This is a genomic window from uncultured Parasphingorhabdus sp. (assembly GCF_963975555.1).
Classification (GTDB): Bacteria; Pseudomonadota; Alphaproteobacteria; order Sphingomonadales; family Sphingomonadaceae; genus Parasphingorhabdus.
In genome coordinates this window covers 458,161-483,334 of record NZ_CAXBHH010000001.1, presented here as the reverse complement: position 1 = coordinate 483,334, position 25,174 = coordinate 458,161, and the positions used below count along the sequence as shown (strand labels likewise).

21 protein-coding genes and 1 tRNA gene are annotated in these 25,174 nt (G+C 56.4%); 14 read left to right on the top strand and 8 right to left on the bottom strand.

Annotation, left to right across the window (positions count from 1 at the left end; all coding sequences use genetic code 11):
- Positions 1-69 precede the first annotated feature (69 nt).
- Positions 70-2,697 (bottom strand): DEAD/DEAH box helicase family protein, encoded by a 2,628-nt coding sequence (locus AAC060_RS02330; RefSeq protein ID WP_339822493.1) that lies wholly within the window; start codon positions 2,695-2,697, stop codon positions 70-72.
- Positions 2,694-4,709 carry a site-specific DNA-methyltransferase gene (locus AAC060_RS02325; protein WP_339822490.1) on the bottom strand — a complete coding sequence of 672 codons (2,016 nt, stop codon included), beginning with the start codon at positions 4,707-4,709 and terminating at the stop codon, positions 2,694-2,696. Before AAC060_RS02325 ends, AAC060_RS02330 begins: the two co-directional genes overlap by 4 nt.
- 341 nt (positions 4,710-5,050) lie before the next feature.
- Between AAC060_RS02325 and AAC060_RS02320 the strand changes: the two genes are divergently transcribed.
- From AAC060_RS02320 to AAC060_RS02310, 3 genes are all read left to right on the top strand, one after another.
- Complete coding sequence (locus AAC060_RS02320) at positions 5,051-5,761, top strand: recombinase family protein (RefSeq protein ID WP_339822487.1); 711 nt, start codon at positions 5,051-5,053, stop codon at positions 5,759-5,761.
- A 323-nt stretch (positions 5,762-6,084) separates the two neighbouring features.
- Entirely contained in the window at positions 6,085-6,696 is a 612-nt protein-coding gene (locus AAC060_RS02315; protein WP_339822484.1) for a hypothetical protein, read from the top strand.
- A gap of 426 nt (positions 6,697-7,122) precedes the next feature.
- A complete protein-coding gene (locus AAC060_RS02310; protein ID WP_339822481.1) occupies positions 7,123-7,395 on the top strand; it encodes a hypothetical protein in 273 nt (90 codons plus the stop codon).
- A 29-nt stretch (positions 7,396-7,424) separates the two neighbouring features.
- Here AAC060_RS02310 and AAC060_RS02305 read toward each other — a convergent pair whose 3' ends face one another.
- Complete coding sequence (locus tag AAC060_RS02305; RefSeq protein ID WP_339822478.1) at positions 7,425-7,838, bottom strand: hypothetical protein; 414 nt, start codon at positions 7,836-7,838, stop codon at positions 7,425-7,427.
- A gap of 69 nt (positions 7,839-7,907) precedes the next feature.
- On the opposite strand from AAC060_RS02305, the gene AAC060_RS02300 reads away from it, so the two are divergent.
- Entirely contained in the window at positions 7,908-8,153 is a 246-nt protein-coding gene (locus tag AAC060_RS02300; RefSeq protein WP_339822475.1) for a helix-turn-helix transcriptional regulator, read from the top strand.
- A 26-nt stretch (positions 8,154-8,179) separates the two neighbouring features.
- Here AAC060_RS02300 and AAC060_RS02295 read toward each other — a convergent pair whose 3' ends face one another.
- Entirely contained in the window at positions 8,180-9,688 is a 1,509-nt protein-coding gene (locus AAC060_RS02295; RefSeq protein ID WP_339822472.1) for a site-specific integrase, read from the bottom strand.
- 94 nt (positions 9,689-9,782) lie between these two features.
- Positions 9,783-9,869, bottom strand: a tRNA-Leu gene (locus AAC060_RS02290).
- A gap of 239 nt (positions 9,870-10,108) precedes the next feature.
- Between AAC060_RS02290 and AAC060_RS02285 the strand changes: the two genes are divergently transcribed.
- Entirely contained in the window at positions 10,109-11,050 is a 942-nt protein-coding gene (locus tag AAC060_RS02285) for a complex I NDUFA9 subunit family protein (RefSeq protein WP_339822468.1), read from the top strand.
- Positions 11,051-11,054: 4 nt separating this feature from the next.
- Here AAC060_RS02285 and AAC060_RS02280 read toward each other — a convergent pair whose 3' ends face one another.
- Positions 11,055-11,849 carry an undecaprenyl-diphosphate phosphatase gene (locus tag AAC060_RS02280; protein WP_339822465.1) on the bottom strand — a complete coding sequence of 265 codons (795 nt, stop codon included), beginning with the start codon at positions 11,847-11,849 and terminating at the stop codon, positions 11,055-11,057.
- Between the two features lie 285 nt (positions 11,850-12,134).
- On the opposite strand from AAC060_RS02280, the gene AAC060_RS02275 reads away from it, so the two are divergent.
- The 7 genes from AAC060_RS02275 to AAC060_RS02245 all read left to right on the top strand — a co-directional run bounded on the left by AAC060_RS02275 (position 12,135) and on the right by AAC060_RS02245 (position 21,471).
- The gene (locus tag AAC060_RS02275) at positions 12,135-13,601 is read left to right on the top strand and encodes an NAD(P)-dependent oxidoreductase (protein ID WP_339822462.1); all 1,467 of its coding nucleotides are present in this window, start codon (positions 12,135-12,137) and stop codon (positions 13,599-13,601) included.
- Positions 13,602-13,621: 20 nt separating this feature from the next.
- Positions 13,622-14,338, top strand: coding sequence for a DUF2059 domain-containing protein (locus AAC060_RS02270; protein ID WP_339822460.1), 717 nt, complete (start codon positions 13,622-13,624; stop codon positions 14,336-14,338).
- A 2-nt stretch (positions 14,339-14,340) separates the two neighbouring features.
- A complete protein-coding gene (locus AAC060_RS02265) occupies positions 14,341-15,123 on the top strand; it encodes a hypothetical protein (protein ID WP_339822458.1) in 783 nt (260 codons plus the stop codon).
- 54 nt (positions 15,124-15,177) lie between these two features.
- Positions 15,178-19,704 carry a glutamate synthase large subunit gene (gltB, locus tag AAC060_RS02260; RefSeq protein ID WP_339822456.1) on the top strand — a complete coding sequence of 1,509 codons (4,527 nt, stop codon included), beginning with the start codon at positions 15,178-15,180 and terminating at the stop codon, positions 19,702-19,704.
- Between the two features lie 128 nt (positions 19,705-19,832).
- Complete coding sequence (locus AAC060_RS02255) at positions 19,833-20,168, top strand: VOC family protein (protein WP_339822453.1); 336 nt, start codon at positions 19,833-19,835, stop codon at positions 20,166-20,168.
- 110 nt (positions 20,169-20,278) lie between these two features.
- Entirely contained in the window at positions 20,279-20,713 is a 435-nt protein-coding gene (locus tag AAC060_RS02250; RefSeq protein ID WP_339822450.1) for a hypothetical protein, read from the top strand.
- 86 nt (positions 20,714-20,799) lie between these two features.
- A complete protein-coding gene (locus AAC060_RS02245) occupies positions 20,800-21,471 on the top strand; it encodes a glutathione S-transferase family protein (protein WP_339822447.1) in 672 nt (223 codons plus the stop codon).
- A 20-nt stretch (positions 21,472-21,491) separates the two neighbouring features.
- On the opposite strand, the gene AAC060_RS02240 is transcribed toward AAC060_RS02245, so the two are convergent.
- Together AAC060_RS02240 and ubiG are read right to left on the bottom strand one after the other, a co-directional pair.
- Positions 21,492-21,932, bottom strand: coding sequence for a GNAT family N-acetyltransferase (locus AAC060_RS02240; protein ID WP_339822444.1), 441 nt, complete (start codon positions 21,930-21,932; stop codon positions 21,492-21,494).
- Complete coding sequence (gene ubiG, locus AAC060_RS02235; protein WP_339822442.1) at positions 21,929-22,660, bottom strand: bifunctional 2-polyprenyl-6-hydroxyphenol methylase/3-demethylubiquinol 3-O-methyltransferase UbiG; 732 nt, start codon at positions 22,658-22,660, stop codon at positions 21,929-21,931. Before ubiG ends, AAC060_RS02240 begins: the two co-directional genes overlap by 4 nt.
- Before the next feature lie 68 nt (positions 22,661-22,728).
- Between ubiG and AAC060_RS02230 the strand changes: the two genes are divergently transcribed.
- Together AAC060_RS02230 and AAC060_RS02225 are read left to right on the top strand one after the other, a co-directional pair.
- Complete coding sequence (locus AAC060_RS02230; protein ID WP_339822439.1) at positions 22,729-23,997, top strand: aspartate kinase; 1,269 nt, start codon at positions 22,729-22,731, stop codon at positions 23,995-23,997.
- Between the two features lie 110 nt (positions 23,998-24,107).
- Entirely contained in the window at positions 24,108-25,112 is a 1,005-nt protein-coding gene (locus AAC060_RS02225) for a nitronate monooxygenase (RefSeq protein WP_339822436.1), read from the top strand.
- Positions 25,113-25,174 lie beyond the last annotated feature (62 nt).

Genomic DNA, 25,174 nt, shown 5'->3' with positions numbered 1-25,174 from the left:
AAGCTCGTAGGGACTATCCGTTTCCTCTTGGTCCCACCCGTGGATCCGAAGATCCACTTCGATGCTATTCTACCCTAAGACCTCATCCTCAAAGGCCTCTTTAAATTCGGCGTTGGTCTGCCCTGCCTCATTGTAGAATGGCAGGCCAAGGACCGAATAATCACGACCTTGGAATACCGTCTCAAGTCGGGCCTTGTTTTTCACCTCCTCAAGAAGAACCTGCTTCCAGTCATCTTGTGGGCGGAGCTGGTCGCCCTTCGGTTCGATGAATAGCTGCATAATCGTGCTGGCCTTTTTTCCCTTCTTCCTCAGAAACAGAATGAAGTCCGGTTCAAAGGCGCGTCCAGTATCAAAGTCGTAGAGCTTCACTGCCTTCTCGTTCCTTAGCAGATAGAAGTCATCATACACGCCGCGCAGTCTGGCTTCCTGATCGTGCATATACTTGATGAAGAGCTTTTCCTGATCCGTGCCGTAACTGTCATCATAGGCGTGCCACTCCTTACCGCTCAGGTCGATCTGATCCAGCCCCGGCACGTTACTTTCGCCCTTCACCCAGCTCAGGCCCGTCTCGCCTTCGATCCGCAGTTTCAACGTCTTATCGGTGAAGCGGCCCTTGATGGGATACGGCTTGAAATCCTTGGTACCGATAAACTCGACGCTTTCGCGTTTCACGCCGCTTTCGATCTGGTGCAAGACGTAGTGTGCGATGTCCAGCTTTTGCCGCGCGGTCAAATTGTCCAAGTCATCGGGCAAGCCGCGCACGTTCACTGTCACGTTGGCAAGATAGCTGTCAGAGGTGACAAACTGCGATGCACTCGCAAGTTGCGGAAAATAGGTTCGCAGATTGGCAAAGTGGAAGAAATCATTGGCATCCAACGCAAAGCCCAGAATGGCCCTGCCGAAATCGGCCAGCTTGAAGTCACGTGAGATAGGTTCCTTGCTCGACGGCTTCAGCGTCAATTGACCACCGCCAAAGGCAGAGGCCTCCGTCACCTGACCTGTCATCAGGTTGAGATAGGTAAAGGTGCCTTCAATCTTGTATGCATCCAGCCCGTCCACATTGTCACGTGGGTTTCTCACTCGGTCATTCGTCCAGATGTATTCACTCTCATATAGAGATGTCTGCTTGAAGCTGTCCTTGAGCCGCAGGTGCACCGTCCGTGCGGTTTCATCCAGCATTCCGGTTTCGCGCAGGGCATTGCGGATGTCTTGGATGTACTTCGGATTATGGGAACAGTGGTAGTGCAGTCCCTCCAGCACCCGCAACGGATGGTCCACTGCGCTGTCATACTTGCGCTTTTCGCGCGCGGCGTCGGGTTGATCTGGGGCGACAAAGGGAAAATACCGCGCCCCGCGTCCGATCAACTGTGCCTCGGCCATGGTGGTCTTGCCCACCTTGTTGGCCTTGCCGTCGCGGGTGTCGTACAGGCGCACGATGTCGAACAAATTCAGCACGTCCCAGCCCTCATTTAGCTTATCGACGGCAAAGATAACCCGTATCTCGTTGTCCCGATCCTCAAGCGCGTTCAACTCTATCTGTCTATTTTCCAAATCCTTGGGGTTGTTGACATTCACTACCTTCTCGGGGGCAAAATCGCTCTGAAGCTCACGGGCGAAATCAGCCGCCTCCATGCCCCTTTCGTCCATGATGAACGCGAAGGCGCGGGAAAGAGTGTCATCGCCCTCAGAGGCTGCTCTGATCGCCTTTACCGCATCGCTAGACAATCCGGCCACCATTGCCGAGAACGCGGCCTCGTTGTCGGCGCTGTCCTTGATCGTCTTGGACTTCATCAGGATCACGGGCTTGCAATGCAGCCCGTGTGCCTCGGCGACCTTGCGGCGGTACTGGCTCAACACCATCGCCTGCATCATCCGGGCCTCAGGCGGCAAATCGGCCTGTCGCAACTCGATGTCCTTGGAATAGCCGTCTTCCCGAAACTGGCGCAGCGAATAGTCGTACAATATCTTGTCGTGATACTTCGCCCTAATCGCCTCATGGCTTAGGTCAACGGTCGCGGTGAACTCCAACAGCATGTTTTCGGGGTGCTGGCGGAATATCTCCGATACCGTACCTTCCCAACTGGCCTTGTCTTCCTTCTCGCCGACAGTAAGCGTCTTCTTGGTCTCTGCATTTAGGTGGTGCGCTTCGTCTGAAATCATCACCACCTTGTAGTCGCGGAAGTCCTCGATGGTGACAGCGTTTTCCTTCGGGGCTTGCATCCGTGTGTGCAGCCCTTGAATGGTAGTGAAGTGGATGTTGATTGCCTCACCGCTCACCGCGTCAAAGGTATCCACCGCGCGGATGTCCACCGGCTTGTCGTCAATCCGAACCTGTGGCGCAAATAGATGCTTAGCCGATGCAGGGTTGAGGAAATTGTCCTTGGTCTTTTCGATGATCTGGGCAGAGTTCACGAAGAACAGAAAGTTGCGATAGCCGCGCCGGTAAAGGTCCAGGATCAGCGCCGCCATCAACACCGTCTTACCGCTGCCCGTGGCCATGTGGAACAGAAGGTGCGGGGCTTTCGGTCGTCCCTCGTATTTGTCGATGTAGAACAGCCAACGCTCCAGCGCCGTGCGTTGATAGGGGCGTAAGGTGATCTTGGGTGCAAGGTTTCCGGTGATGTCATCGGGGATGTCTGACTTGAGCGCCCCATACTTGGCCAGCGCGTCAAACTCTTGGCTCAGGCTTTGGGTCATTCGGTGATCCCGTAGAATGAACGGGTAGCAGTTGCGTCGTCCTCCGAGATGTCAAAATCCGCATCCCCAAGGCAGCCGAGATTGACATAGAGATGGTTGGTATCGAGGCAGTCCATCAGCACGCGCTTGGCGTCGTCCAGCGGCAGCGCGGCGAAGTTGTCGGTATCGAAGGCGCTTAGGTCCACCTCATAGCGCAGATAGCCTGTGGCTTGGATATCGGCATGGATGGTTTGCAGCGTGGCGATGTCTTCGGCGGCTTCTATGCGGTCGGCAAAGGCCGAGTTGGAGGCCGCAAGTTCGGCATAGACAAATGATCCACCGCCTTGCCACTCTACGGCTTTGGATATGCCGCTTTGCTCACCTTCGATAACCTTCTTAAAGCGAGAAGCAGGCAAATCGAGGATGTAGTCCATTTGCTCGATAGCGATCCACTTTCGTTGCATTTTGTGCGCAACCGCCGCAGTCGTGCCTGAACCAGAAAAGAAATCGAGCACGATGTCGTTTCTTGATGACGAAAACATCTGTATGATCCGACGCAATAGGGCTTCGGGTTTCTTTCCTGCTGGAAAGCTAATGCCGCCTTCGGACTGCAAGTTGTTTGTAGGAATATCAGTCCAGAGATTTGATACGGGACGCGCAACTAGTCTTTCTCCATCTATTTCTCGAAGCCCCTTTCCCAAGAAATAAACCTGACGACCTTGATACAAGTATATTGGATCAAGTCCTTCTCTATCTAACTTGATCACATGGTCCAACTCTCGTGACTTTCTGAGAGGCTCCGTCAACCAAGAGGAGGGCTTTTGGAGAGTTTTGGTTTCAAAGACCCTGTAAGCATTTTCTAGTGCAAACTCATTGGCCTGCTCTGTAACCGCTATCGTTGCTTTTTCGGCTCCAAGTTCTCGCTTGGCTTTGGCCCACTGACTGTTTGCGGTGTCTCCGTTGAACCCAAGCCCATCAAGAATATGTGAAGATATACTCTTGAAACGCCATTCATCGCATGGATCATCAAAGTTTTCGATAAAGCGCGAAAAGTGCCCCAAGTCCACCTCCGCGCTGCCGATATAGGGCACGTGATACTCGAAACTTGATTTGCGCTTTGAATAACAAAGAATGAAGTTGGTTACTTGTGTCGGTCCCGTGTTCACGGTTTTGAAGCTGGAAGTGGTAGCTGCTTCGACTGAGATCGTGGTGATATAGTTCGCCGCTCCGAAAATCTCGTCCATCAGCACCTTGCAATAGTGGATTTCGGTGTCATCAAGGATAACCGCTACCGCTCCTTCATTGGACAGCAGGTCTCTTGCCACTTCCAGCCGGTTTCGCATAAAAGTCAGCCAAGTTGAGTGATTGAAGCGGTCATTGTACCGGAAACTGTCATCTCCCGTGTTGAACGGCGGGTCGATATAGATCAGCTTAACCTTTCCCGCATAGCGCGCTTTCAGCGAATGCAGCGCCAGCAGGTTGTTCCCCTTGATCAGCAGGTTGTCGTCCTCCGACACCTCGCCTACGGGCTTGGCCTCACCCTCTGCCACGGCCTTCGCGTCCCAGCGTTCCCAGCCGGTGAACACCTTGGGTTCAAACAACCGCGTGATGTCGTCCGGGGCCAGCGTCGTGTTCCAAAACACCTCGTTGCGGCCCCGGTCTTCTTTTGTCATCCCACCTTCCAGCACGCAATCCTTGTAGGGCCACGCAAGCACCACGTCGCGCGACTGGCTTAGGTAATTGCCGTGCCCGTCAGTCAGCCCTATGCGGTTTTTGAATGCCGTGTAGCTGTCGGGCAAGAAGGCTTTGTTGGATACAAAGTCTTGAAACTTAACCTTATCGAAAACCAGCGTGCCTGCGACTTCAGTGAAGAAATGCGCCTTCAGCGTATCGGACTGGATCAGCAGTTCCAGCAGCCGCACGTCCATGTTCAGCGCCGCCTCTATGACCGCATTTTTGAGGATCGCCCCATCCGAAATGAATGCCTGTTCGGCTTGGAGAAGCTGCTTCAGATCATCGAGAAGGTTTTGCATTGATGGTTTTGCCCTTGGCTTTAGTCTTTCCGCCCTCGTGCCTGATCAAGTGACGGAAATCTAGCTCCCTCTTATTAGCACGCTAACAGGAGTTGGTGCCGGGTTGTTTTGAACGCCGAAACCAGATTGTCGCCTCCCACCCTTATGGCACCTGATATAGCCAGTGTAAGGCCATTTGCCCTACGACCTAAAAATGATGGAGATTTGCGAGGGGGCACCTCCGATCAGATGTGGCCCGGATTACCCCCCATACCCCCTTGCCGGGGGCTAAAAATAACCAATTGACAGGAGCTTATATAATTGCCTAACGAACGATAGTCATTCTTATAAGGGAACTGATTATGTGCCGTGTCATTGCTTATTACCGCGTATCGACTGAGGAGCAGGCCCGCTCCGGCCTTGGCTTAGAAGCCCAGCGGCAGGCCGTGCAATCGCTGTGCGCGGGGAGAGGATGGGAGATTATAGCCGAACATACCGAGGTCGAAAGCGGGAAGCGGTCCGACCGTCCTGCACTTATGGAAGCGATGCGCCATGCAAAGGTAACGGGGGCTGTGCTAGTGGTCGCCAAGCTGGACCGCCTGAGCCGCTCGGTAGCGTTCCTGTCCGCTTTACAGGACAGCGGGGCTAAGTTTATTGCAGCCGATATGCCAGAGGCTACCGAACTGAACGTGCATATTATGGCTGCTGTTGCCCAAGCTGAGCGAAAGGCTATCGGACGGCGGACGAAAGAGGCTTTAGAAGCGGCAAAGGCGCGCGGTACATGGACCAAAGCGGACGGGACGCCCTACAAGTCTGGGAAGCGTCTAGGCAATCCCAATGGCGCTGCTGCACTAAGACGCGCTGGAAAAGGTAATGCGGACGCTGTGGCGGTAATCCGGAGCGGGGCGGACAGCTTTGCGCGGGAACTGGCTCCGGTCATTGAGGACATACGCTCAGCGGGGCACAGCTCCCTGCCTGCAATAGCGAGCGCACTTAACGACCGCCATATACAGACGAGACGCGGGGGCAAATGGCATCCTACGAGTGTTAAAAACCTGCTTGCTAGGCTGTGACATTGGGATTGATACCATTTAGAATATCGAGCAACTATTACCCGAGAATAACGGTTTTCGGTATTTTCCTGCATAGCAAACGGGTTAAAGCATCCGATATTCTGCCTTTGTCGTTTCTAACCCTACCCCAGCCATTGCCGTTCATAGGACTATCAGCCGATTATAACTGATCAATATGAAGCCTCGACGCACGGCATCTGTCTTAAGCGGTATATTTAGCAATTCATCGATCCCGACATTCCTGCCATCGCTTTCGCTTGCGACATAAACAACCGACTGCCATGGCCCACTTATAATGTTATATCGAGTTTCGGGAGATTGGGATGCATGATATCCCGCCAGCTGCAAAACGAGTGCGGCAAGTTCAGGCAGAGCTAAACCGTGTTACAAGAGAAGCGGGGGAACGATATCTAGCAGAGCAACCAGACAGGGCAGGTTTACTTCTATCGAACAAGGGCAATGTTTCTAGGAAACCACCCAACGGATACGGTGAGGCAATCGCGCAGTTAGCTTGCAATCTTATCGCGAACTACGGCTTCCGACAAAAAACTAATGAGGAGCTTGTAGCTTGGCTACAAAAGTCGTTCCTTCACTTTCCTATCGGCATCGGGGTTATGACAAAACCCCTTAGTGCTAAGCAGCTTAGTCAAGTTCAATCTACGCTAACAGAACACGGCAAGCCTCTCTCACTGCCAGACAGGGTGACGGCTTCGCAACTTAAGATGGCTCTCCGCGCGATGGACAAAGGGCAGAGGGCCGAAATAGCAGGCACTTCACGATCTTATGATGCAAAAGTAACCTTCACCGATGCTGAAGTGATAATCGATGGAAGAGTTCTCAAGATAGGGTCCGATGGTCGTATCACCACAGCTGGAGGTAAAATCAAGGTCGCAACCCTAGCAACACTTTTTACCGGCTCACCGAAGGCGGCATAATCTCATTTATTATTCTATTTATAGAATAGGAGATAATCTTGACAAAATGCCTGCGTCTATCGTTTTGCCTGCCCCCGCTAGGCTTTTACATGGGGCACGTTTTACTTATCACCTGCACAGCAGTAAAGCCTGGAAAGCCGTCAGATGCTTAGATACGATCCGCGCTTTATCCCCCACCATCGTCAGCCCCGTGCCGGTAAGTTGGACAGACGCCAATTCGATATATGCCAAAAGGACCTTGCATATAGAGCGGCCTTGGAGGAACGTGTCGCAGACCCCCGGCGCTTTGCGGCTTTCATGGCAGGCGTGTCCGAATACATCCGCATAGGGGAGCCTTGCCCGACGTGTTTGAGCTTTCGCAGACGGGTTAGAGACCGTTCTTGCTATACCTGCCACCTAAGTAGGGGAAAGGATAACTTCGAGCGGATGAAGGCGGGCATTTCGCCAATCAAAAAACGCAGCCGTGCTGGCCATCTCGACTTGCTGGCGAGGGAAAAAGCGGCAGCGGCGGACGAATTTCTAGAAAGGCAGTTTGGCGAGTTCACGTTGCGCCAGTATCCCACCGGGCGGCTATGGGTAACTTTTCCTGACGGCTATGTGACAGAAGACTTAAACACATATGAACCCCAAGTTGTCTGGGCGCTTAGGAACAAGCACTCGGACTTTAACGCGGCGCTCAATTGGGCAGGCTGGCGTTAGCGCCGGATAGATCGACTAATTACCGCACGTTAGGCAAACACTTCGGCCGGTACGGCTAAGCCTTCTCGGTTTAGCATCTCAAGCAACCGAGATTGTGCTTGTGCTCTGATCTCCCTACCCAATGTCGTGGACGTTCTCATATGTCCTAGTGTGACATAGGTTACGACTTCCGGACTAAACTCGCCCAGTGCGAGCACGCTAGCCTCTAGGTCGGCTATGGTTTTAGCCGGTAGCCCATCAATGCTTCCACGCATTCCAATATATTGAGTGTCCCTTGTGCGCTCAATTGCCTCAAACCCATCAGACAGTTTCGTTAGTATTTTACCTAGGCTTCGTTGCTCGGCAATAGATAACGGATACGGAAATGGTTTCCTAAAAATAAGCCACCTCACCAACCAGAATAACAGTCCGCCCAAAGCTAGTGAGATCATGAAATCAGCCATATACTCGCTTCCTTAAATGGGTCTTAAATACCGTGGTCTTATAAGGCCCTATGAGCGACTTGTGAGGGCATGGCAAGGGTATCTGGACAAACTGATCACGGACAGCTTCTGAAAGCCCTTGGCGGGGCTATTCGGGCAAAGAGAAAGGCGTTGGGTCTGTCCCAAGAGGCGCTCGCAGACGCCGCTGGCATTGACCGATCTCACATGGGCAAAATCGAACGCGGCGAACGCAACGTCACCATGTTGAATATAGCTCGCATAGCAGCTGCACTCGACGCCAAGCCATCGGAAATCTTACACGCAGCAGGTCTATGACTAAGCACTAACTCGGGCGGTGTCTGCTATCCTAGTTCAAACCTAGGGAACTTGGCCAATTGCACCTGCAACATTGGCAGGGTATTGCTACCGTAGGTTCGACCCACGCCCCTCGACGCGTGGCCTTGCATGTAGTCCATCGCTCGCTCTTCGATACCGGCCTCAAGGCAAATGGTCTTGAACGTATGCCGCCAAGCATGATTGGGTTGCAGTGATCGATCACCAACCTGTCCTATGCCTAAGCCTCTGACCCACTCTGCCAGTCGCATACCTACGCGTTTGTATTGACCGCGCTGTAGTCCAACTCCAGATTTGTCGGGGTCGTAAAACAAAGGGCCCTCGGGACAAGCATCAATATACTCAAGAAACCCTTGCTCGATTAGATGTTCGTGGATTGGAACCAGTCGCGCCTCGTCTGTTTTAACATCTCCAGCCACCGGTGTTATCTCTACTGCCCAGACGTCATCTATCTTGGTGATGTCTTCGCGTCTCAATTGGGTCATCTCATTAACACGTGCACCGGTATAAGCGCAAAGCCACGGCACCCAACGTAAAGCCCCTACGAGCTGGGCGCTTCGCCTACCGGCATCTATGCTTAGGGACGCTGATAATATTGCCTTACGCTCGGCCTTCGTGAAATCGGGACTTCTAAGCCTTATCTTCTTTTCCGCTCGCACCTTGCCGACCAAGGCCACCGGGTTCTTTGGTATTAGCCGCTCATTGAAACCGTAATCGAACGTAACGCTAGCCGCAGCAAGATAGCTATTGTTTATCGTTTGTGCGCTTCTAGGCTTGCCCTTGACAGCTGCTTCCTTCTGCAAGAATTGCCGCCATCGAATTAGATCATCTGAGCTGACCTGATTGGCTATATCGTGCCCAAGAAAGTTGATTAGGTGATTTATGATTGAACGAAATTGGCGAACGGTTGCCTCACGCAAGCCCGGTTGTGTAGCATAGCCCTCGTACATTGCTGAGATGGACGTCTGCGCGCTACTCACTGGGCCAGCCGCACCGCTCTGCTTTAACTGGCCTTTGGCGTTACTAGAGTTCTCAGGCCGCTCACCGCCCGCTCTCTCAGGCATCCGCTTTTCTTGAGATAGCTTGAGTTCAAACTTTAGATTGTCGATTATGTCTTTTGCGGCCTGCTCCTCTGGCGAAAGCTTATCCACCGACAGTTTGAGCTTCTGCTCCAATGCCGAAACAAGAGGTTCACGAGCTATCGCGGCCTCTTCTTGCTCCATGGAATGTTGATATTGGTACTCTGCCGCTTCTTGTTTGTTTTGCCATAGGGCGAAATCAGCTGCTGCCCTCATCGGTGAAGGGGCCGTGTCTGGGCCGTGAGAAGCCGCTGCATCCAATATCGCCTGTGTCTCTGTCGTATACTGCGGGATCATACGCTTGGCCTGCTCGCGATCTTTTACACCCAAGCTAATCAAAAACTCCCGCTTCCCGATTATGCTGCGAAGTGGCGCAGGAATGCCCCGGCGGAAATAATACATTCCGCCCTGTCGAGGTCCATGAAGATAGGTACACATTGCTTGTTTTTCCTTGCTACATTTGTAGCAACCAGTCGCATCTAATGCCTAGATTTCAGGGGTTTATCAAGCTATTCAATCACTTAAAAGTGGCTGGTGCCCAGAAGAGGACTCGAACCTCCACATCCTTGCGAATACATGCACCTGAAGCATGCGCGTCTACCAATTCCGCCATCTGGGCCCATGCAGGTGGCAATCATCTTCATGCCGCCTGATAGAGGCGGGCGATTAGCCGCTTGATGGTTCTGCTGTCAATGATTCATATCGGCAAAAGCGCGATCCCGGGGGGTCGGCGGTGCGTGGCGGCTGTCGAACCGGTGTGGCGGGACCCATATTATGCTATGCCGAGCGGGGAATCGTTGTTGCGTCAACCGCGCGGCTGGGGCAGAGGCAACGCAGAAACCAAGGCACGAGTGGAAGATGAACATGGATCTTGATGGACGATTGATTTGCATATTTGGCGGCGGCGGCTTTTTAGGCCGCTATGTCGCGCAGGCCTTGCTGGCGCGCGGTGCGCGGCTGCGGATAGCCGAGCGCAATATCAAGAATGCCATGCATATCAAGCCGCTGGGCAATCTCGGCCAGACGCAATTTGCCAGCGCCGACATCACCAAGCCGGACAGCGTCGCCCGCGCGGTCCAGGGCTGCGATGCCGTGGTCAATCTGGTCGGTGTCCTGAACGGCGATTTTACCCGCATCCATGTCGAGGGCGCGCGCAATGTCGCCGAGGCCGCGGCGAAAGCGGGCTGTCGCACTTTGCTCCACCTGTCCGCGATTGGCGCCGACACCGAATCGCCGTCACGCTACGGCCGCAGCAAGGGCGAAGGCGAGCAGGCGGTTTTGAAAGCCTTTCCCGACGCCATCATATTGCGACCTTCGATTGTCTTTGGCCGCGAGGATGAATTCATCAACCGTTTTGCCGCGATGATTGCGATGTTGCCGGTCGTGCCGGTCATCGGCAGCGCGACCAAATTCCAGCCGGTCTTTGTCGGCGATGTCGCCGATGTCGTCGCCGAGGCGTTCGGCCAGCCCGAGCTTTACGCCGGACAAACCTTTGAGCTGGGCGGTCCGGAAGCGATCAGCATGGGCGATCTCAACCGGCGGATAGCTAGGATGACGGGGCGCGAGCGGACTTTTGTCGACGTACCGGATTTCGCTGCCAGAATATTGGCGATGCTCCCCGGCTCACCGATCACGTCGGATCAATATAAGATGCTGCAGAAAGACAATGTCGTGGCACCGGCGGCCAAGGGCCTGAGCGCCTTTGGCGTCGCACCGACCCCGCTCGCTGCGGTGGCAAATGGCTGGATGGAAAAATATACCGACCACGGCCGCTTCGGCGCGCGCGCCAAGGCAAGCTGAGCCGCTAGAAAAGAGCGAGTAAGGCGATACCCATCGCGACGCGGTAGATAACGAAGACCATCATCGACGCCTTGCGCAGAAATTGCATCAGGAAGGTCATGGTCGCCAGTGCTGCGATAAAGGTCAGCACGCCGGTGATCAGCGCTTCCTTGAGCAATTCGGTGCTGGCCCCCATCAGATCGGGAATGATCAGCACGCCGGCACCAGCCACCGCCGGTATCGAGAGCAGGAACGAAAAGCGCGCCGCCTCGACCCTAGTGTAGCCGAGGAAACGGGCAGCGGTCATGGTCACACCCGAACGGCTGGTACCGGGGATGAGAGCCATGGCTTGCGCCAGTCCGACGATGATGCCGTCCTTCAGCGTCAGATCCTCGAAGGATTTGACCTGCCGTCCGAACCGGTCGGCGATCCCGAGCAAGATACCGTAGACGATCAGATTGACGCCGACCAATGTGGTGCTGCGAAAGCCGTCGAGATAGCCGCCGGTCTTCAGGAACAGGCCGACGATGACGGCGGGAATCGTGCCGATGATGATCCACCAGAACAGCCGCCGTTCGGCTGGCGCCTGGCCGATGCCGATGGTTGCGAGGCCGCCCCGGCCCAGCGACCAGACATCTTTGAAAAAATAGGTGATGATCGCGAGCAGCGAACCGACATGTACGGCAATGTCGATCATCGGCCCCTGATCGGCAAAGCCGGTGAACACGGGCAAGAGGATCAGATGACCCGAAGAGGAGATCGGGAGAAATTCGGTAACGCCCTGCACGATTGCGAGGAGCAGCATTTGAATGAAGGTCATGGACGTTCCGTATGTTGGCTTGGCCGTATATTGGTTTGACGCGCAATAGCGTTTCGCCAAGCGGTTGTCGTGAGGAAAATATAGGGCCGATACGATACCAATAGGTACTTGTAGTCAAGGCATAACAGTCAGCTGGCTACGTCAAACATATATATAGGACATAGAAGCTGTCCTATATATTAAAATATGCGTGACTCCCGCCGCTTTTTTGGTTATTCCATCTGCCATAGCCGCCGGGAACGGCCGCTGATTATAATCATATATTACGGGAAACGAGTATCTGGCATGGCAAAAAGCCCGCAGAAGTTGAAAATGCTGAGATTTGTCGAGGAGGGCCAGGCCTATCCGGAAAAGCGCAACCCCGATCTGCGCGCGGAAGATTTTCAGGAAATTGCCGACCGCTATGCCCCAGACAAGGCGGCGGAACAGGCAGCCCGTTGCTCGCAATGCGGCGTGCCTTATTGTTCAGTCCATTGCCCGCTGCACAATCATATCCCCGACTGGCTCCGCCTGACCGCCGAAGGCCGCTTGCGCGAAGCTTATGAAATGTCGAACCTGACCTCGACCATGCCGGAAATCTGTGGCCGCATCTGCCCGCAGGACCGATTGTGCGAAGGCAATTGCGTGATCGAATTCTCCGGTCATGGCGCGGTCACCATCGGCGCGGTGGAAAAATATATCACCGACACCGCCTGGGAAGAAGGCTGGGTCGAACCGCTGCAGCCCGGACGATCCAAAGGCCAGTCGATCGGCATCATCGGTGCCGGACCAGCCGGCCTGACCGCCGCCGAATATTTGCGGGTCGCCGGTTACGACGTGCATGTCTATGACCGCCACGACCGCGCCGGCGGATTGCTGACGTACGGCATTCCCGGCTTCAAGCTTGAGAAAGAAGTGATCATGCGCCGGGTCCAGCGGCTCAAGGACGGCGGAATCAACTTCCACGAAAGCTTCGAAGTGGGACGCGACGCGACGCTGGAAGAATTGCGTGACAAGCATGATGCCATCCTGGTCGCGACCGGTGTCTACAAGGCGCGCGAGATCAAGCTGCCGGGCGTCGGCGCACCCGGGGTCGAGGAAGCGCTCGATTTCCTGATCGCCTCCAATCGCAAGAGCTTTGGCGACGATGTTCCGGAGTTCGGTCCTGACTCAGGCGGGGGCCGCTATAATGCCAAGGGCAAGAATGTCGTCGTCATCGGCGGCGGCGACACCGCAATGGATTGCGTCCGGACGTCGATCCGTCAGGGCGCGAAATCGGTCAAATGTCTCTATCGTCGCGACCGCGCCAATATGCCGGGTTCGCAGAATGAAGTCCGCAATGCCGAAGAAGAAGGCGTCAAATTTGTCTGGCTGTCCGCTCCCAAGGCGATCGAAGGCACCGGACATGTGACAGCGGTCAGAGCGAACAGAATGCGGCTAGGCGCACCCGATGCCAGCGGCCGCCGCTCACCCGAGATCGAACCGGACAGCGATTTTACCGTGGATGCTGATCTGGTAATCAAGGCACTCGGCTTTGACGCCGAAGATCTGCCCAATCTGTTTGATTGCCCGGACCTCTCGGTTACGCGCTGGGGCACGTTGCGGGTAGACCACAAGTCGATGATGACCAATATGGAAGGCGTGTTCGCCGCCGGAGACATTGTCCGCGGTGCCAGTCTGGTCGTCTGGGGAATCAGGGACGGGCGCGATGTGACCGAGCATATGCACCGGTTTCTGAAACATAAAAAATTGGCCGAAAAGGTCGCGGCATAGACCGCAAACGGAGTATGATCATGAAGACATTATTTGTAACTTTCGCGAGCACCCTGGCGCTGGCCTTGAGCGTTCCTGCGGTGGCACAAGATATAACCACAACAGCGGGCAATCTGGAAAATACGGCGATTGCCCCCGCTCGCCTTGCCGCTGCCCGGACCACTGTCGACCATCTGTTCCCGCTCGGCACCTACGAACGGATGATGAAGGGCACGATGGACCAGATCATGGATAGTATCATGGGCCAGATGTTTGAACGTCCGGTGGCAGAGACCCTGCAAGGCTATGGCATCGAGGATGAAGAGCTCGATGACATGGGCGACACCTCGTTCAATGAGCTGATGAAAGAAAAAGATCCGCATTTTGAAGAACGAATGAAAATCTCGACCAGAGTGATGATGGACGAGATGGTCAAACTGATGACCGCGATGGAACCGGAAATTCGTACCGCGCTGACCAAAATCTACGCCCGCAAGTTTACCGTCGGGCAGCTCGCCGAGATGAACGCCTTTTTCGCAACCGACACCGGCAGTATATTTGCTCGCGACTATATGATGGTCTTTGTCGATCCGGAAATGATGCAATCGATGATGAGCATGGTGCCTGAAATGATGCAGGCCATGCCGGATATCATGAAGAAGGTGGAGGACGCCACCAAACATCTTCCGCCTGTAACAACAGGCGAGGACGAAGAACTGGACGTCCATGCCGATCCGGATAGCGCGGAGGCCGCGTAACGATGGCCCGGTATTTTCTATATTTTGTCTTGCTGTCACTTCCGTTCGGGCCGGGACAGATTGCATTTTCCCAATCCGCTCCCGTTGACCCGGTCAGCGAACAGACCGGCACCATGGAAACAGTCTCCGATCCATCGTCCCATTTCGACGCCGCCTATCATATGACCAGCCTCTCGGTTGGCGGAGTAGCGCTCAGTTCGACAATCAAAAATTCGATGCGCGAACAGCTGCTGAATGGCATCCAGCAAGACGCGGATTTTCAGGAACTGGAACAGGAGTTTCCCGGCATCGCGGTTGCGATGGTCGATGCGGCTTTGCCGGTTGCCGTGCGCCAGACAGAGGAGACGATGCCGGCGCTGATTGAAGATCTTGCGACAGTTTTTGCCGAAGGAATGACAGCAGAGGAAATAGCCGTTGCAACCAAATGGTTCTCCAGTCCTGCTTTTTCGCGGATCAACGCCCAGATGGAATCGAACATGGATATCTCGAAAATCATCGATGATGCGTTGGCCGATGCCGAAAGCCAGATAAGCAGTGAGGACCTCCAGACCATTGGTGCCGACAGCGCGGCAAGATCAGCATCTGCCATGGCGTTGGAAGACAAGGCAATCATGATGCGCTTTTCCGGAACATCGGCTTTTGCCAAGATCGAGGCCCTGAAACCGAGAACACAAGTCATAGAAGCCGCATGGACCAACGAAGAGAATCCGGATCATGATGTCGAACTGGAGAATGTCATGCTCAAGGCGATGGAAGAATTCAGCGGCCTGGATTTAAGCGAATGAAGGACTGGACCAGACGCAAATAAGCGCCGCGATCCAGCTGAAGAGAGAATATAGATGACCCACCATTACCCTACCCCCGAGCATGAACGGCTCGCTCGCGAAGGCATGTACCGGCCGGAATTCGAGACTGATGCCTGCGGTGTCGGCCTGGTCGCGGCGACCGACGGCAAGCCGTCGCGGCGCGTCGTTTCCTCCGCCATTGATGCGCTGAAGGCGGTCTGGCACCGGGGCGCGGTCGACGCGGATGGCATGACTGGTGACGGCGCGGGCCTGCACGTCGATCTGCCCGAGCGCTTTTTTGACGATGCGATTGCCGACAGCGGTCACAAGGTCCGCCCGAACCGGCTGGCCGTCGGCATGATCTTCCTGCCGCGCACCGATCTCAACGCTCAGGAAAGCTGCCGCACCATTGTCGAGGCGGAAATCATCGAATCCGGCTATACGATCTATGGCTGGCGTCAGGTGCCGGTGGATGTGTCGGTGATCGGACCGAAAGCACAGAACACCCGCCCCGAAATCGAGCAGATCATGATCGCCGGACCAATGCCGGACCGGCAGGACGCGCGCGAATTCGAGAAGAATCTCTATCTCATCCGGCGCAGGATCGAGAAGAAGGTGATCGCCGCGCAGATTCAGGATTTCTACATCTGCAGCCTGTCCTGCCGCTCGATCATCTACAAGGGCCTGTTTCTCGCTGAATCGCTGTCGGTCTTCTATCCCGACCTGCTGGATGACCGGTTCGAAAGCCGGGTGGCGATATTCCACCAGCGCTATTCGACCAATACATTCCCGCAATGGTGGCTGGCCCAGCCGTTCCGCTGCCTTGCCCATAATGGCGAAATCAACACGATCCGCGGCAACAAGAACTGGATGAAGAGCCACGAGATCAAGATGGCGAGCCTCGCCTTTGGCGACCATAGCGAGGATATCAAACCGGTGATCCCGGCCGGCTCCTCCGACACGGCCGCGCTGGACGCGGTGTTCGAGACCATCTGCCGCTCCGGCCGCGACGCGCCGACCGCGAAGATCATGCTGGTACCCGAAGCCTGGCAGAACAACCCCGATATCGATCCCGCCCATCAGGCGATGTACGAATATATGGCCAGTGTGATGGAGCCTTGGGATGGTCCTGCCGCGCTGGCGATGACCGATGGCCACTGGGCGGTCGCCGGGGTTGACCGCAATGCGCTTCGGCCGCTGCGCTACTCGATCACCGCCGACAATCTGCTGATCATCGGCTCTGAATCCGGCATGGTGGTGGTCCCTGAAAGCCAGGTCATCGAGAAAGGCCGGCTCGGCCCCGGCCAGATGATCGCGGTCGATCTCGACGAAGGCGTCCTGTTCAAGGATCGTGAACTCAAGGACCGGATTGCGTCGGAAGAACCCTATGCCGATCTGGTCAAGGGCTTCCAGACGGTAAACGACTTGCCGCCGGCACCCGAAAATTCCAGCATGAGCTATTCCAGGGAAGAGCTGATCCGCCGCCAGACCGCTGCCGGCCATACGCTGGAGGATATGGAAATGATCCTCGCTCCGATGGTCGAGGATGCCAAGGAAGCAATCGGCTCGATGGGCGATGATACTCCGCTTGCGGTGATCAGCGTCAAGCCGCGGCAGATCAGCCATTTTTTCAAGCAGAATTTTTCACAGGTCACCAACCCGCCGATCGACAGCCTGCGCGAACGCCACGTGATGAGCCTGCGCACGCGCTTTTCCAATCTGGCAAATATCCTCGAGCAGGACAGCCAGAACGAGGACGTGATGGTGCTGGAAAGTCCGGTGCTCAGCTGCGCGCTATGGGAGCGGCTGAAGCTCGGCTTTGGCGACGCGGTGGCACAGATCGACTGTACGTTGAGCACCAGCGGCGCGGCCATTGAACTGCGCGACGCACTGGCCCGGATCCGGACCGAAGCCGAACAGGCGGTGCGCGCCGGCAAGACCGAAATATTCCTCACTGACGAGGATATTGACGAAGACCGGATGGCCATCTCTATGGTGATTGCAACCGCAGCGGTGCACACGCATCTGGTCCGCAAGGGGCTGCGCTCCTACGCATCGATCAACGTCCGGGCGGCGGAATGTCTCGACACCCATTGCTATGCCGTGCTGATCGGGGTCGGCGCGACCACGGTCAACGCCTATATGGCGGAAGCGGCAATTGCCGACCGGCACGCCCGCGGCCTGTTCGGCGATCTGAGTTTTGACGAATGTCTACAACGCCACAAGAAAGCGGTCGACGAAGGCTTGCTCAAGATCCTGTCGAAAATGGGCATCGCGGTTATTTCCAGCTATCGCGGCGGCTATAATTTCGAAGCCGTCGGCCTGTCGCGCGCATTGTGCAACGACCTGTTCCCCGGCATGCCGACCAAGATATCCGGCGAAGGCTATGCGTCTTTGTTCATCAACGCCCAGGAAAAGCACGAGGCAGCCTTTGAGCCTGCAGTGGTGCGCCTGCCGGTCGGCGGTTTCTACAAGCAGCGCGATGGCGGCGAAGCCCATGCTTATGGCGCGCATATGATGCACCTGCTGCAATCGGCGGTCGCGCATGACAGCTACTCATCCTACCTGCAATTTTCGCAAGCCGTGCGCGAGATGGAGCCGATCTATCTGCGCGATCTGATGGAGTTCAACTATGCGCCGGTGCCGGTGCCGATCGACGAGGTCGAGGCGATCACCGAAGTCCGCAAGCGCTTCAACACGCCGGGCATGTCGCTCGGCGCGCTCAGTCCTGAGGCACACGAGACGCTGGCGATCGCGATGAACCGGATCGGCGCGAAATCCGTGTCCGGCGAAGGCGGCGAGGAAAAGCGCCGCTACAAGCCCTATGAAAATGGCGACAATGCCTCGAGCCCGATCAAGCAGGTCGCCTCTGGCCGCTTTGGCGTGACATCGGAATATCTCGGCGCCTGCGAAGAGATCGAGATCAAGGTCGCCCAGGGCGCCAAGCCCGGTGAAGGCGGCCAGCTGCCCGGTTTCAAGGTCACCGAATTCATCGCCAAGCTGCGCCATTCGACGCCCGGGGTCACCCTGATCTCGCCGCCGCCGCATCACGATATTTACTCGATCGAGGATCTCGCCCAGCTGATCTACGACCTCAAACAGATCAATCCGCGCGCGCAGGTCTGCGTCAAGCTGGTTTCCTCGGCCGGTATCGGCACGATCGCCGCTGGTGTGGCCAAAGCCCATGCCGATGTCATCCTGATCTCCGGCAACACCGGCGGCACCGGCGCATCGCCGCAAACCTCGATCAAATTTGCCGGCACGCCTTGGGAGATGGGACTGTCGGAAGCCAATCAGGTGCTCACCCTCAACGGCCTGCGCCATAGGGTAAAATTGCGCACCGACGGCGGCCTGAAGACCGGCCGCGACATCGTTATCGCCGCTATTCTCGGCGCCGAGGAATATGGCATCGGTACGCTCAGCCTCGTTGCCATGGGCTGCATCATGGTCCGCCAGTGCCACAGCAACACCTGCCCGGTCGGCGTCTGCGTGCAGGATGAGAAATTGCGTGCAAAATTCACCGGCACGCCGGAAAAAGTGATCAATCTGATGACCTATATGGCCGAGGAAGTGCGCGAGATACTGGCACGACTCGGCTATCGTTCGCTTGGTGAAATCATCGGACGGACCGAACTTCTGCGACAGGTCAGCCGCGGCGCGGAGCATCTCGACGACCTCGATCTCAATCCGATCCTCGCCAAGGTCGATGCGAGGGATGACCAGCGCAGCTTCAACATCGACACGCCGCGCAACGAAGTGCCGGACAGTCTCGACGCGGAAATGATCGACGACGCCAAGCCGGTATTCGAACGGCGCGAGAAAATGCAGTTGACCTATACGGTCCGCAACACCCACCGCGCCGTCGGCACACGTTTCTCCGCCGAAATCACCGCCAAATATGGCATGAGCACGTTAAACGAGGATCATGTCCACATTCGCCTGCGCGGTTCCGCCGGCCAGTCGCTCGGCGCGTTCCTCTGTCAGGGGATCACGCTGGAAGTGTTCGGCGACGCCAATGACTATGTCGGCAAGGGCCTGTGCGGCGGCAAGATCGTCGTCCGCCCGATGGTCAGCTCGCCGCTGATCAGCCAGGAGAATACGATCATCGGTAATACCGTGCTCTATGGCGCGACCGCCGGACAGCTCTACGCAGCCGGACAGGCGGGCGAGCGGTTCGCCGTGCGCAACAGCGGCGCGGATGTCGTGGTCGAGGGCTGCGGAGCCAATGGCTGCGAATATATGACCGGCGGCAATGCCGTCATATTGGGCCCGGTCGGCAGCAATTTCGGTGCCGGCATGACCGGCGGCATGGCTTTCATTCTCGACACCGAGGACAATTTCGGGAAAATGGCCAATAGCGAAAGCATCATCTGGCAACGCCTCGACAGCGCTTATTGGGAAAGCCATCTGCATTCGCTAATCGAGCGCCATCAAAAGACCACCGACAGCAAATGGTCCGAATCGATCCTGCGCGATTGGGATCGCTGGCGGGACCGCTTCTGGCAGGTCTGCCCGAAGGAAATGGTCAGCCGGATCGCGCATCCTTTATCGGATAAAGAGGTGATGGAAGCCGCGGAGTGAATCCATGAGCTGGAAGGCCCGGCGAACATATTGAGCCAGAAAGCTGTCGCGGAGGATGTCGGACAATGTTCTTGTTTTGATCTCTTCGTCGCCTTATTCTTGCCTGACCGAATCGGAGAGGAAATACCATGACCAAGATCACTCCCAATTATCTCGAAATGAAAGCCCGCAACCTGCCCGCCAGCAAGGCTTTTTATGAACAGGCCTTCGGCTTTGCCTTTACCGATTATGGTCCGGACTATGCCGCCATCGAAGGCGGGCCGGTGCAGATCGGCATTGCCGCAGGAGCGGAACCGGTTGTTCCGATGCCGACGCTCGAGACCGACGATCTCGAAGCATCGCTGGCGCAGGTCAAAGCGGCCAATGGCGAAATCGTCAAAGAGATTTTTGCCTATCCCGGCGGCCGGCGATTCGAATGTCTTGATCCGGCCGGCAACCGGCTGGCCGTCTATAAGCCGGACTAGGCTTTCCCGCTGTTACAACTGTTTACCCTGTGCCATCGGGGGGTTCAGCTTCGACTCACCCCCTCCACGCTATCCACAGGCCATCGACAATCATCCGATGGAGAACGCCCGTGCGCCATTTTACCCTTCCTGTTTTCGCTGCTGCCCTGACATTGGCCAACCCGGCTCAAGCACAGGACTATCAACCGGATTCCGAAATGGTCGAACGGCTCAATGATCCGGCCTTTCAGGACGATATGGTTTCGATGATGTCGGGCTTCATGATGGCGATGATGGACCTGCCGATTGGCCAATTTGCGCAGGCTATGGACAAGGCGATGCCGGAAGATATGCGCGGCGATGACGGTTTTTCCGCGATCAGTCCCGATGCCACGCTGGGCGATCTGGCCCGGCGCGATGACCTGGATTTTGACCGCGATGCGCAAGCGGAGATGCGCCGCGGCACCGCGATGATGGGAATCATCGCCTCGGAATTTGGCGCGCTGCTTCCACAACTACAGGCTATCGGTAATCGGATGAAACGGCGCATGGATGCGTCGGAATAATGCTGCCCGAACCCGACCCCAGAACAATGTCGAAATCGGACATCAAAGCTCTTCCACAAACCCCTGTTCGCGACTAACACGAACCCATGTGGCAGTTGTACCAATTCCCCTTATGTCCGTTTTCCCGTAAAGTCCGCTTACTGCTGGGCGAGAAGTCGGTTGGCTATGAGCTTGTCCGCGAATCGCCCTGGGATCAGCGCGACGATTTTCTGGCAATGAACCCGACTGGCCGGACTCCGGTCATGAAGCATAGCGAGCGCGATATTCAACTCATCGATAGCGTGGCGATTTGCGAATATATCGAGGAAACGGTCGAGAAAGTCCCGATGATCAATGGCACGGCGATCAACCGGGCCGAGATCCGGCGTCTGGTCGCCTGGTTCGATGAGCAATTTTACGGTGATGTGACCGCACCGATGATGCATGAACGGATGCACAAAAGACTGGTCCGGCGCGAACCGCCCGATGCCAAGATTTTGCGCGAAGCGATGCGCCGCGCAAATTCCCATCTCGACTATATCGACTATCTGATCGACCACCGCAGCTGGCTCGCCGGGGCGACGATGAGCCTCGCCGATCTTGCCGCAGCAGCACAGATTTCCGTAGCCGACTATCTCGGCGCGATCGACTGGGCCGGGCACGAACAGACCAAAGCGTGGTACGCGATGTTCAAATCGCGGCCTTCGTTCCGGCCTTTATTGTCCGAACGGATGGAAGTGATTGCCCCGCCGCCACATTATGAAAAAGTCGATTTCTGACGCGCGAGCATATGCGATAGCTAAAGCTGCTTGATCATCAACACCTTGTCCATGCCGGGCGCGAACCCGTCTTTTTCGCGACCGGTTTCGACAAATCCGAATTTAGCGAAAAAAGGAGCGACTCTGGGCGTGGTCGACAGGTCGGCTTCTTTATAATCGCCGGACCTGATAATTTCCTGCAGCCGATGCTCGGTCAGCAGCCGTCCCAGACCATCGCCGTGATGCGCCTGATCGACCATGCCCCAGGTGAAGCGCGCCTGCCCCCGGTCTTCTCTGGCAAAGCCGCCGCAACCGACAATCCGGCTGGCCTTCTCGATGCAGAAATAATGACCTTTCGGCTGGTCGAGAAAATCGACAAATAAGTCCCGCTCTGTCGGATCGAAGAAATCCGGGACATTGCTGTCAAACAGCGCAAGGCAGGCATTCTTGTCGCCAATCGCATAGGGCCGGACAATGGTCATGAGGCTTTGACGACAGTCATCAGATAGTTGAGTGACAGATTGTCGGACAGGGAAAAACCCTTGGCCGGACTGTAGGAAAGACCGGTGGTATCAATGACTTCGAGACCGGCGTTGTTCAGCAATTTCTCCAGCTCTTCGGGCGTGATAAATTGCTCGTGGTGATGGGTTCCGCGCGGGATTTGTCCGGTCCGCTCGGCCAGCTCGACCAGCAACAGCTTCGACAATGCCGTGCGATTGGGAGTCGAGATGATCATCAGGCCGTCCTCAGCCAGCGAACCCGCGAGACCGTCAACGAATCCCTGCGGGTCATCGACATGTTCGAGGACCTCCAGCGAGGTCACCAGATCATGGTCCTTGCCGCCGAAATTCTCGATTGCCTCGTTGCGATAGTCGATGTCCAGTCCCTGCGGCTCGGCATGCGCCCGCGCCGCGGCGATATTTTCCGGCGCCGCATCAAGACCAGTCACCTTTGCGCCCAGCCTTGCCAGCGGTTCGCAAAGCAGGCCGGCGCCGCAACCGACATCGAGCGCCTTTTTCCCGACAAGCGGCTTCAACAGGCTGGAGTCCGCGTGAAAATGCAGGTCAATCGCATCCCGTATATAAGCGAGCCGGACCGGATTCAGACGGTGCAGCATGGCCGATGACCCCTTGGGGTCCCACCATTCCGCTGCCAGTGCGCCAAAATGCGCGGCTTCGTCGGGTTTGATTGTGCTACTTGCCTTTGTCATGCTGCCTCTTTATCAGGCTTTTCAATCCTGTTCAGGCCCTTTTTATCGAAAGTTTTACCGACAGCAGCATGGCACGCATAGTGATGAAATTTGGCGGCACCTCGATGGCCGGAATCGAACGCATCCGCCGGGTGGCGCAGATCGTCAAGCAGCAGTCCGACGCCGGTCATGAGGTTGCAGTGGTCGTATCCGCCATGGCGGGAGATACCGACCGCTTGGTCAATTTCTGCCGCGAATCCAGTTCGCTCTATGATCCGGCAGAATATGACGTGGTCGTCGCGTCCGGTGAACAGGTTACCGCGGGTTTGCTTGCCGTGGCATTGCAATCTCTGGGCGCAAAGGCGCGCAGCTGGCTGGGCTGGCAGATGCCGATCCGTACGATCGAGGCGCATAGCAAGGCACGGATTGATTCGATTGATGCAACAGCGCTGACCGCAGCCATGCAAAGCGGAGAAATCGCGGTGATTCCCGGCTTTCAGGGCCTGAGCGCAGAGGGCCGGATCACGACATTGGGGCGCGGCGGGTCCGATACCAGCGCAGTTGCCGTGGCAGCAGCGGTCAAGGCCGATCGCTGCGATATCTACACCGATGTCGATGGCGTCTATACCAGCGATCCGCGCATCGTGACGCGGGCGCAAAAGCTGAATAAAGTCACGTTCGAGGAAATGCTCGAACTGGCCAGCGTCGGCGCGAAAGTTTTGCAAACCCGCTCGGTCGGGCTGGCGATGAAAGAAGGCGTGCGCATCCAGGTGCTCTCGTCCTTCACCGATGAAAATAGCAACAGGACCGCCGACGACCTGCCCGGCACGATGATCGTCGGCGAAGACGAAATGGAGATAGACGATATGGAACGGAAGCTGATCACCGGCATCGCCCATGACAAGAATGAAGCCAAGATCACCCTGACCCGCGTGCCCGACAAGCCCGGCGCGGTTGCCGATATTTTCGCGCCGCTCGCCGATGCCGCGATCAATGTCGACATGATCATCCAGAATGTCGGCCGCGAAAAAGGCGAAACCGACGTGACCTTCACCGTGCCCAGCGTCGATCTTGACCGCGCCACGCAGGTGCTGGAAGGCGCGAAGGAAAAGATCGGCTTCAACCGCCTGATCCCCGACACCAATGTCGCCAAAATATCGGTCGTGGGCGTGGGCATGAAAAGCCACGCGGGCGTGGCTTCGACGATGTTCAAGGCGCTGGCCGATCGCGGCGTCAATATCCAGGCGATCACCACATCGGAAATCAAGGTCAGCGTGCTGATCGAGGAAGATTATACCGAACTGGCGCTGCGGGTTCTGCACACGGCTTACGGGCTCGATGCGGACGAGGCTGCCTGATTATTTTCCCTCGCCTTCAGGGGTGGGACTAAGGGAGGGGGAGCCATAATGGACGGCCTCCGCCCCCAACCCTCTCACCTGAACGGAAGAGGGCTTTAGAAAGAAACTGAATGACCCAATCAAAACTCCAGCATCTCATGCAGCGCGGCACCGATTTTCTCGGCTGCGAAACCGCGATCATGTGCGGGGCGATGTCCTGGGTATCGGAGCGCAATCTGGTCAGCGCGATTTCCAACGCCGGCGGCTTTGGCGTGATAGCCTGCGGCGCGATGACGCCCGACTTGCTCGACACTGAAATTGCCGAAACGAAAAAACGCACCGACAAGCCGTTCGGGGTCAACCTGATCACCATGCATCCCGATCTGATGGCGCTGATTGCCGTCTGCGGCAAACATGCGGTGACCCATGTTGTTCTCGCTGGCGGCCTGCCACCCAAGGGCAGTCTCGAAGCGATCAAGGAAACCGGCGCGAAGGTGATCTGCTTTGCCCCCGCGATGGCGCTCGCCAAAAAATTCGTCCGCTCGGGCGTCGACGCGATTGTCATCGAAGGCATGGAGGCCGGCGGCCATATCGGTCCGGTCTCGACGTCGGTGCTCGCACAGGAAATATTGCCGGAGATTGCCAGCCAGCTTCCCGTCTTCGTCGCCGGTGGCATTGGTACCGGAGAGATGATCGCCGCCTATCTCGAAATGGGCGCCAGCGGCGTCCAGCTCGGCACCCGCTTTGTCTGCGCCCATGAATCGATCGCCCACCCCGATTTCAAGAAAGCGTTCATCCGCGGCAACGCCCGCGATGCGATCACCAGCGTCCAGGTCGATCCCCGTCTGCCGGTGATCCCGGTTCGCGCTCTGAAGAACAAGGGCACGGAAGAATTTACCCGCAAGCAGATCGAGGTCGCCAAGCTGTTGGATTCGGGCGAGATCGAAATGGGTGAAGCACAGTTACAAATTGAACATTTTTGGGCAGGTGCGTTACGAAAAGCGGTCATAGATGGCGATATCGAACATGGAAGTGTCATGGCCGGACAGTCGGTCGGCATGGTCAAAGCCGAAGAATCCGTGGCCGAAATTATCAAATCCCTGATCGAACAGGCCGAGACCGCTCTGGCGCGATAGCTCTGCGACGCGGGAAGTCGGGCGCGATCCGTCTTGCCTTGATAACACAGTTTCGCCATAGC

Excerpts from the sequence above, each read along its gene's own strand:
- AAC060_RS02330 (WP_339822493.1), bottom strand. The coding sequence starts at position 2,697 with ATGACCCAAAGCCTGAGCCAAGAGTTTGACGCGCTGGCCAAGTATGGG.
- AAC060_RS02325 (WP_339822490.1), bottom strand. The coding sequence starts at position 4,709 with ATGCAAAACCTTCTCGATGATCTGAAGCAGCTTCTCCAAGCCGAACAG.
- AAC060_RS02320 (WP_339822487.1), top strand. The coding sequence starts at position 5,051 with ATGTGCCGTGTCATTGCTTATTACCGCGTATCGACTGAGGAGCAGGCC.
- AAC060_RS02315 (WP_339822484.1), top strand. The coding sequence starts at position 6,085 with ATGCATGATATCCCGCCAGCTGCAAAACGAGTGCGGCAAGTTCAGGCA.
- AAC060_RS02310 (WP_339822481.1), top strand. The coding sequence starts at position 7,123 with ATGAAGGCGGGCATTTCGCCAATCAAAAAACGCAGCCGTGCTGGCCAT.
- AAC060_RS02305 (WP_339822478.1), bottom strand. The coding sequence starts at position 7,838 with ATGGCTGATTTCATGATCTCACTAGCTTTGGGCGGACTGTTATTCTGG.
- AAC060_RS02300 (WP_339822475.1), top strand. The coding sequence starts at position 7,908 with ATGGCAAGGGTATCTGGACAAACTGATCACGGACAGCTTCTGAAAGCC.
- AAC060_RS02295 (WP_339822472.1), bottom strand. The coding sequence starts at position 9,688 with ATGTGTACCTATCTTCATGGACCTCGACAGGGCGGAATGTATTATTTC.
- AAC060_RS02285 (WP_339822468.1), top strand. The coding sequence starts at position 10,109 with ATGAACATGGATCTTGATGGACGATTGATTTGCATATTTGGCGGCGGC.
- AAC060_RS02280 (WP_339822465.1), bottom strand. The coding sequence starts at position 11,849 with ATGACCTTCATTCAAATGCTGCTCCTCGCAATCGTGCAGGGCGTTACC.
- AAC060_RS02275 (WP_339822462.1), top strand. The coding sequence starts at position 12,135 with ATGGCAAAAAGCCCGCAGAAGTTGAAAATGCTGAGATTTGTCGAGGAG.
- AAC060_RS02270 (WP_339822460.1), top strand. The coding sequence starts at position 13,622 with ATGAAGACATTATTTGTAACTTTCGCGAGCACCCTGGCGCTGGCCTTG.
- AAC060_RS02265 (WP_339822458.1), top strand. The coding sequence starts at position 14,341 with ATGGCCCGGTATTTTCTATATTTTGTCTTGCTGTCACTTCCGTTCGGG.
- gltB (WP_339822456.1), top strand. The coding sequence starts at position 15,178 with ATGACCCACCATTACCCTACCCCCGAGCATGAACGGCTCGCTCGCGAA.
- AAC060_RS02255 (WP_339822453.1), top strand. The coding sequence starts at position 19,833 with ATGACCAAGATCACTCCCAATTATCTCGAAATGAAAGCCCGCAACCTG.
- AAC060_RS02245 (WP_339822447.1), top strand. The coding sequence starts at position 20,800 with ATGTGGCAGTTGTACCAATTCCCCTTATGTCCGTTTTCCCGTAAAGTC.
- AAC060_RS02240 (WP_339822444.1), bottom strand. The coding sequence starts at position 21,932 with ATGACCATTGTCCGGCCCTATGCGATTGGCGACAAGAATGCCTGCCTT.
- ubiG (WP_339822442.1), bottom strand. The coding sequence starts at position 22,660 with ATGACAAAGGCAAGTAGCACAATCAAACCCGACGAAGCCGCGCATTTT.
- AAC060_RS02230 (WP_339822439.1), top strand. The coding sequence starts at position 22,729 with ATGGCACGCATAGTGATGAAATTTGGCGGCACCTCGATGGCCGGAATC.
- AAC060_RS02225 (WP_339822436.1), top strand. The coding sequence starts at position 24,108 with ATGACCCAATCAAAACTCCAGCATCTCATGCAGCGCGGCACCGATTTT.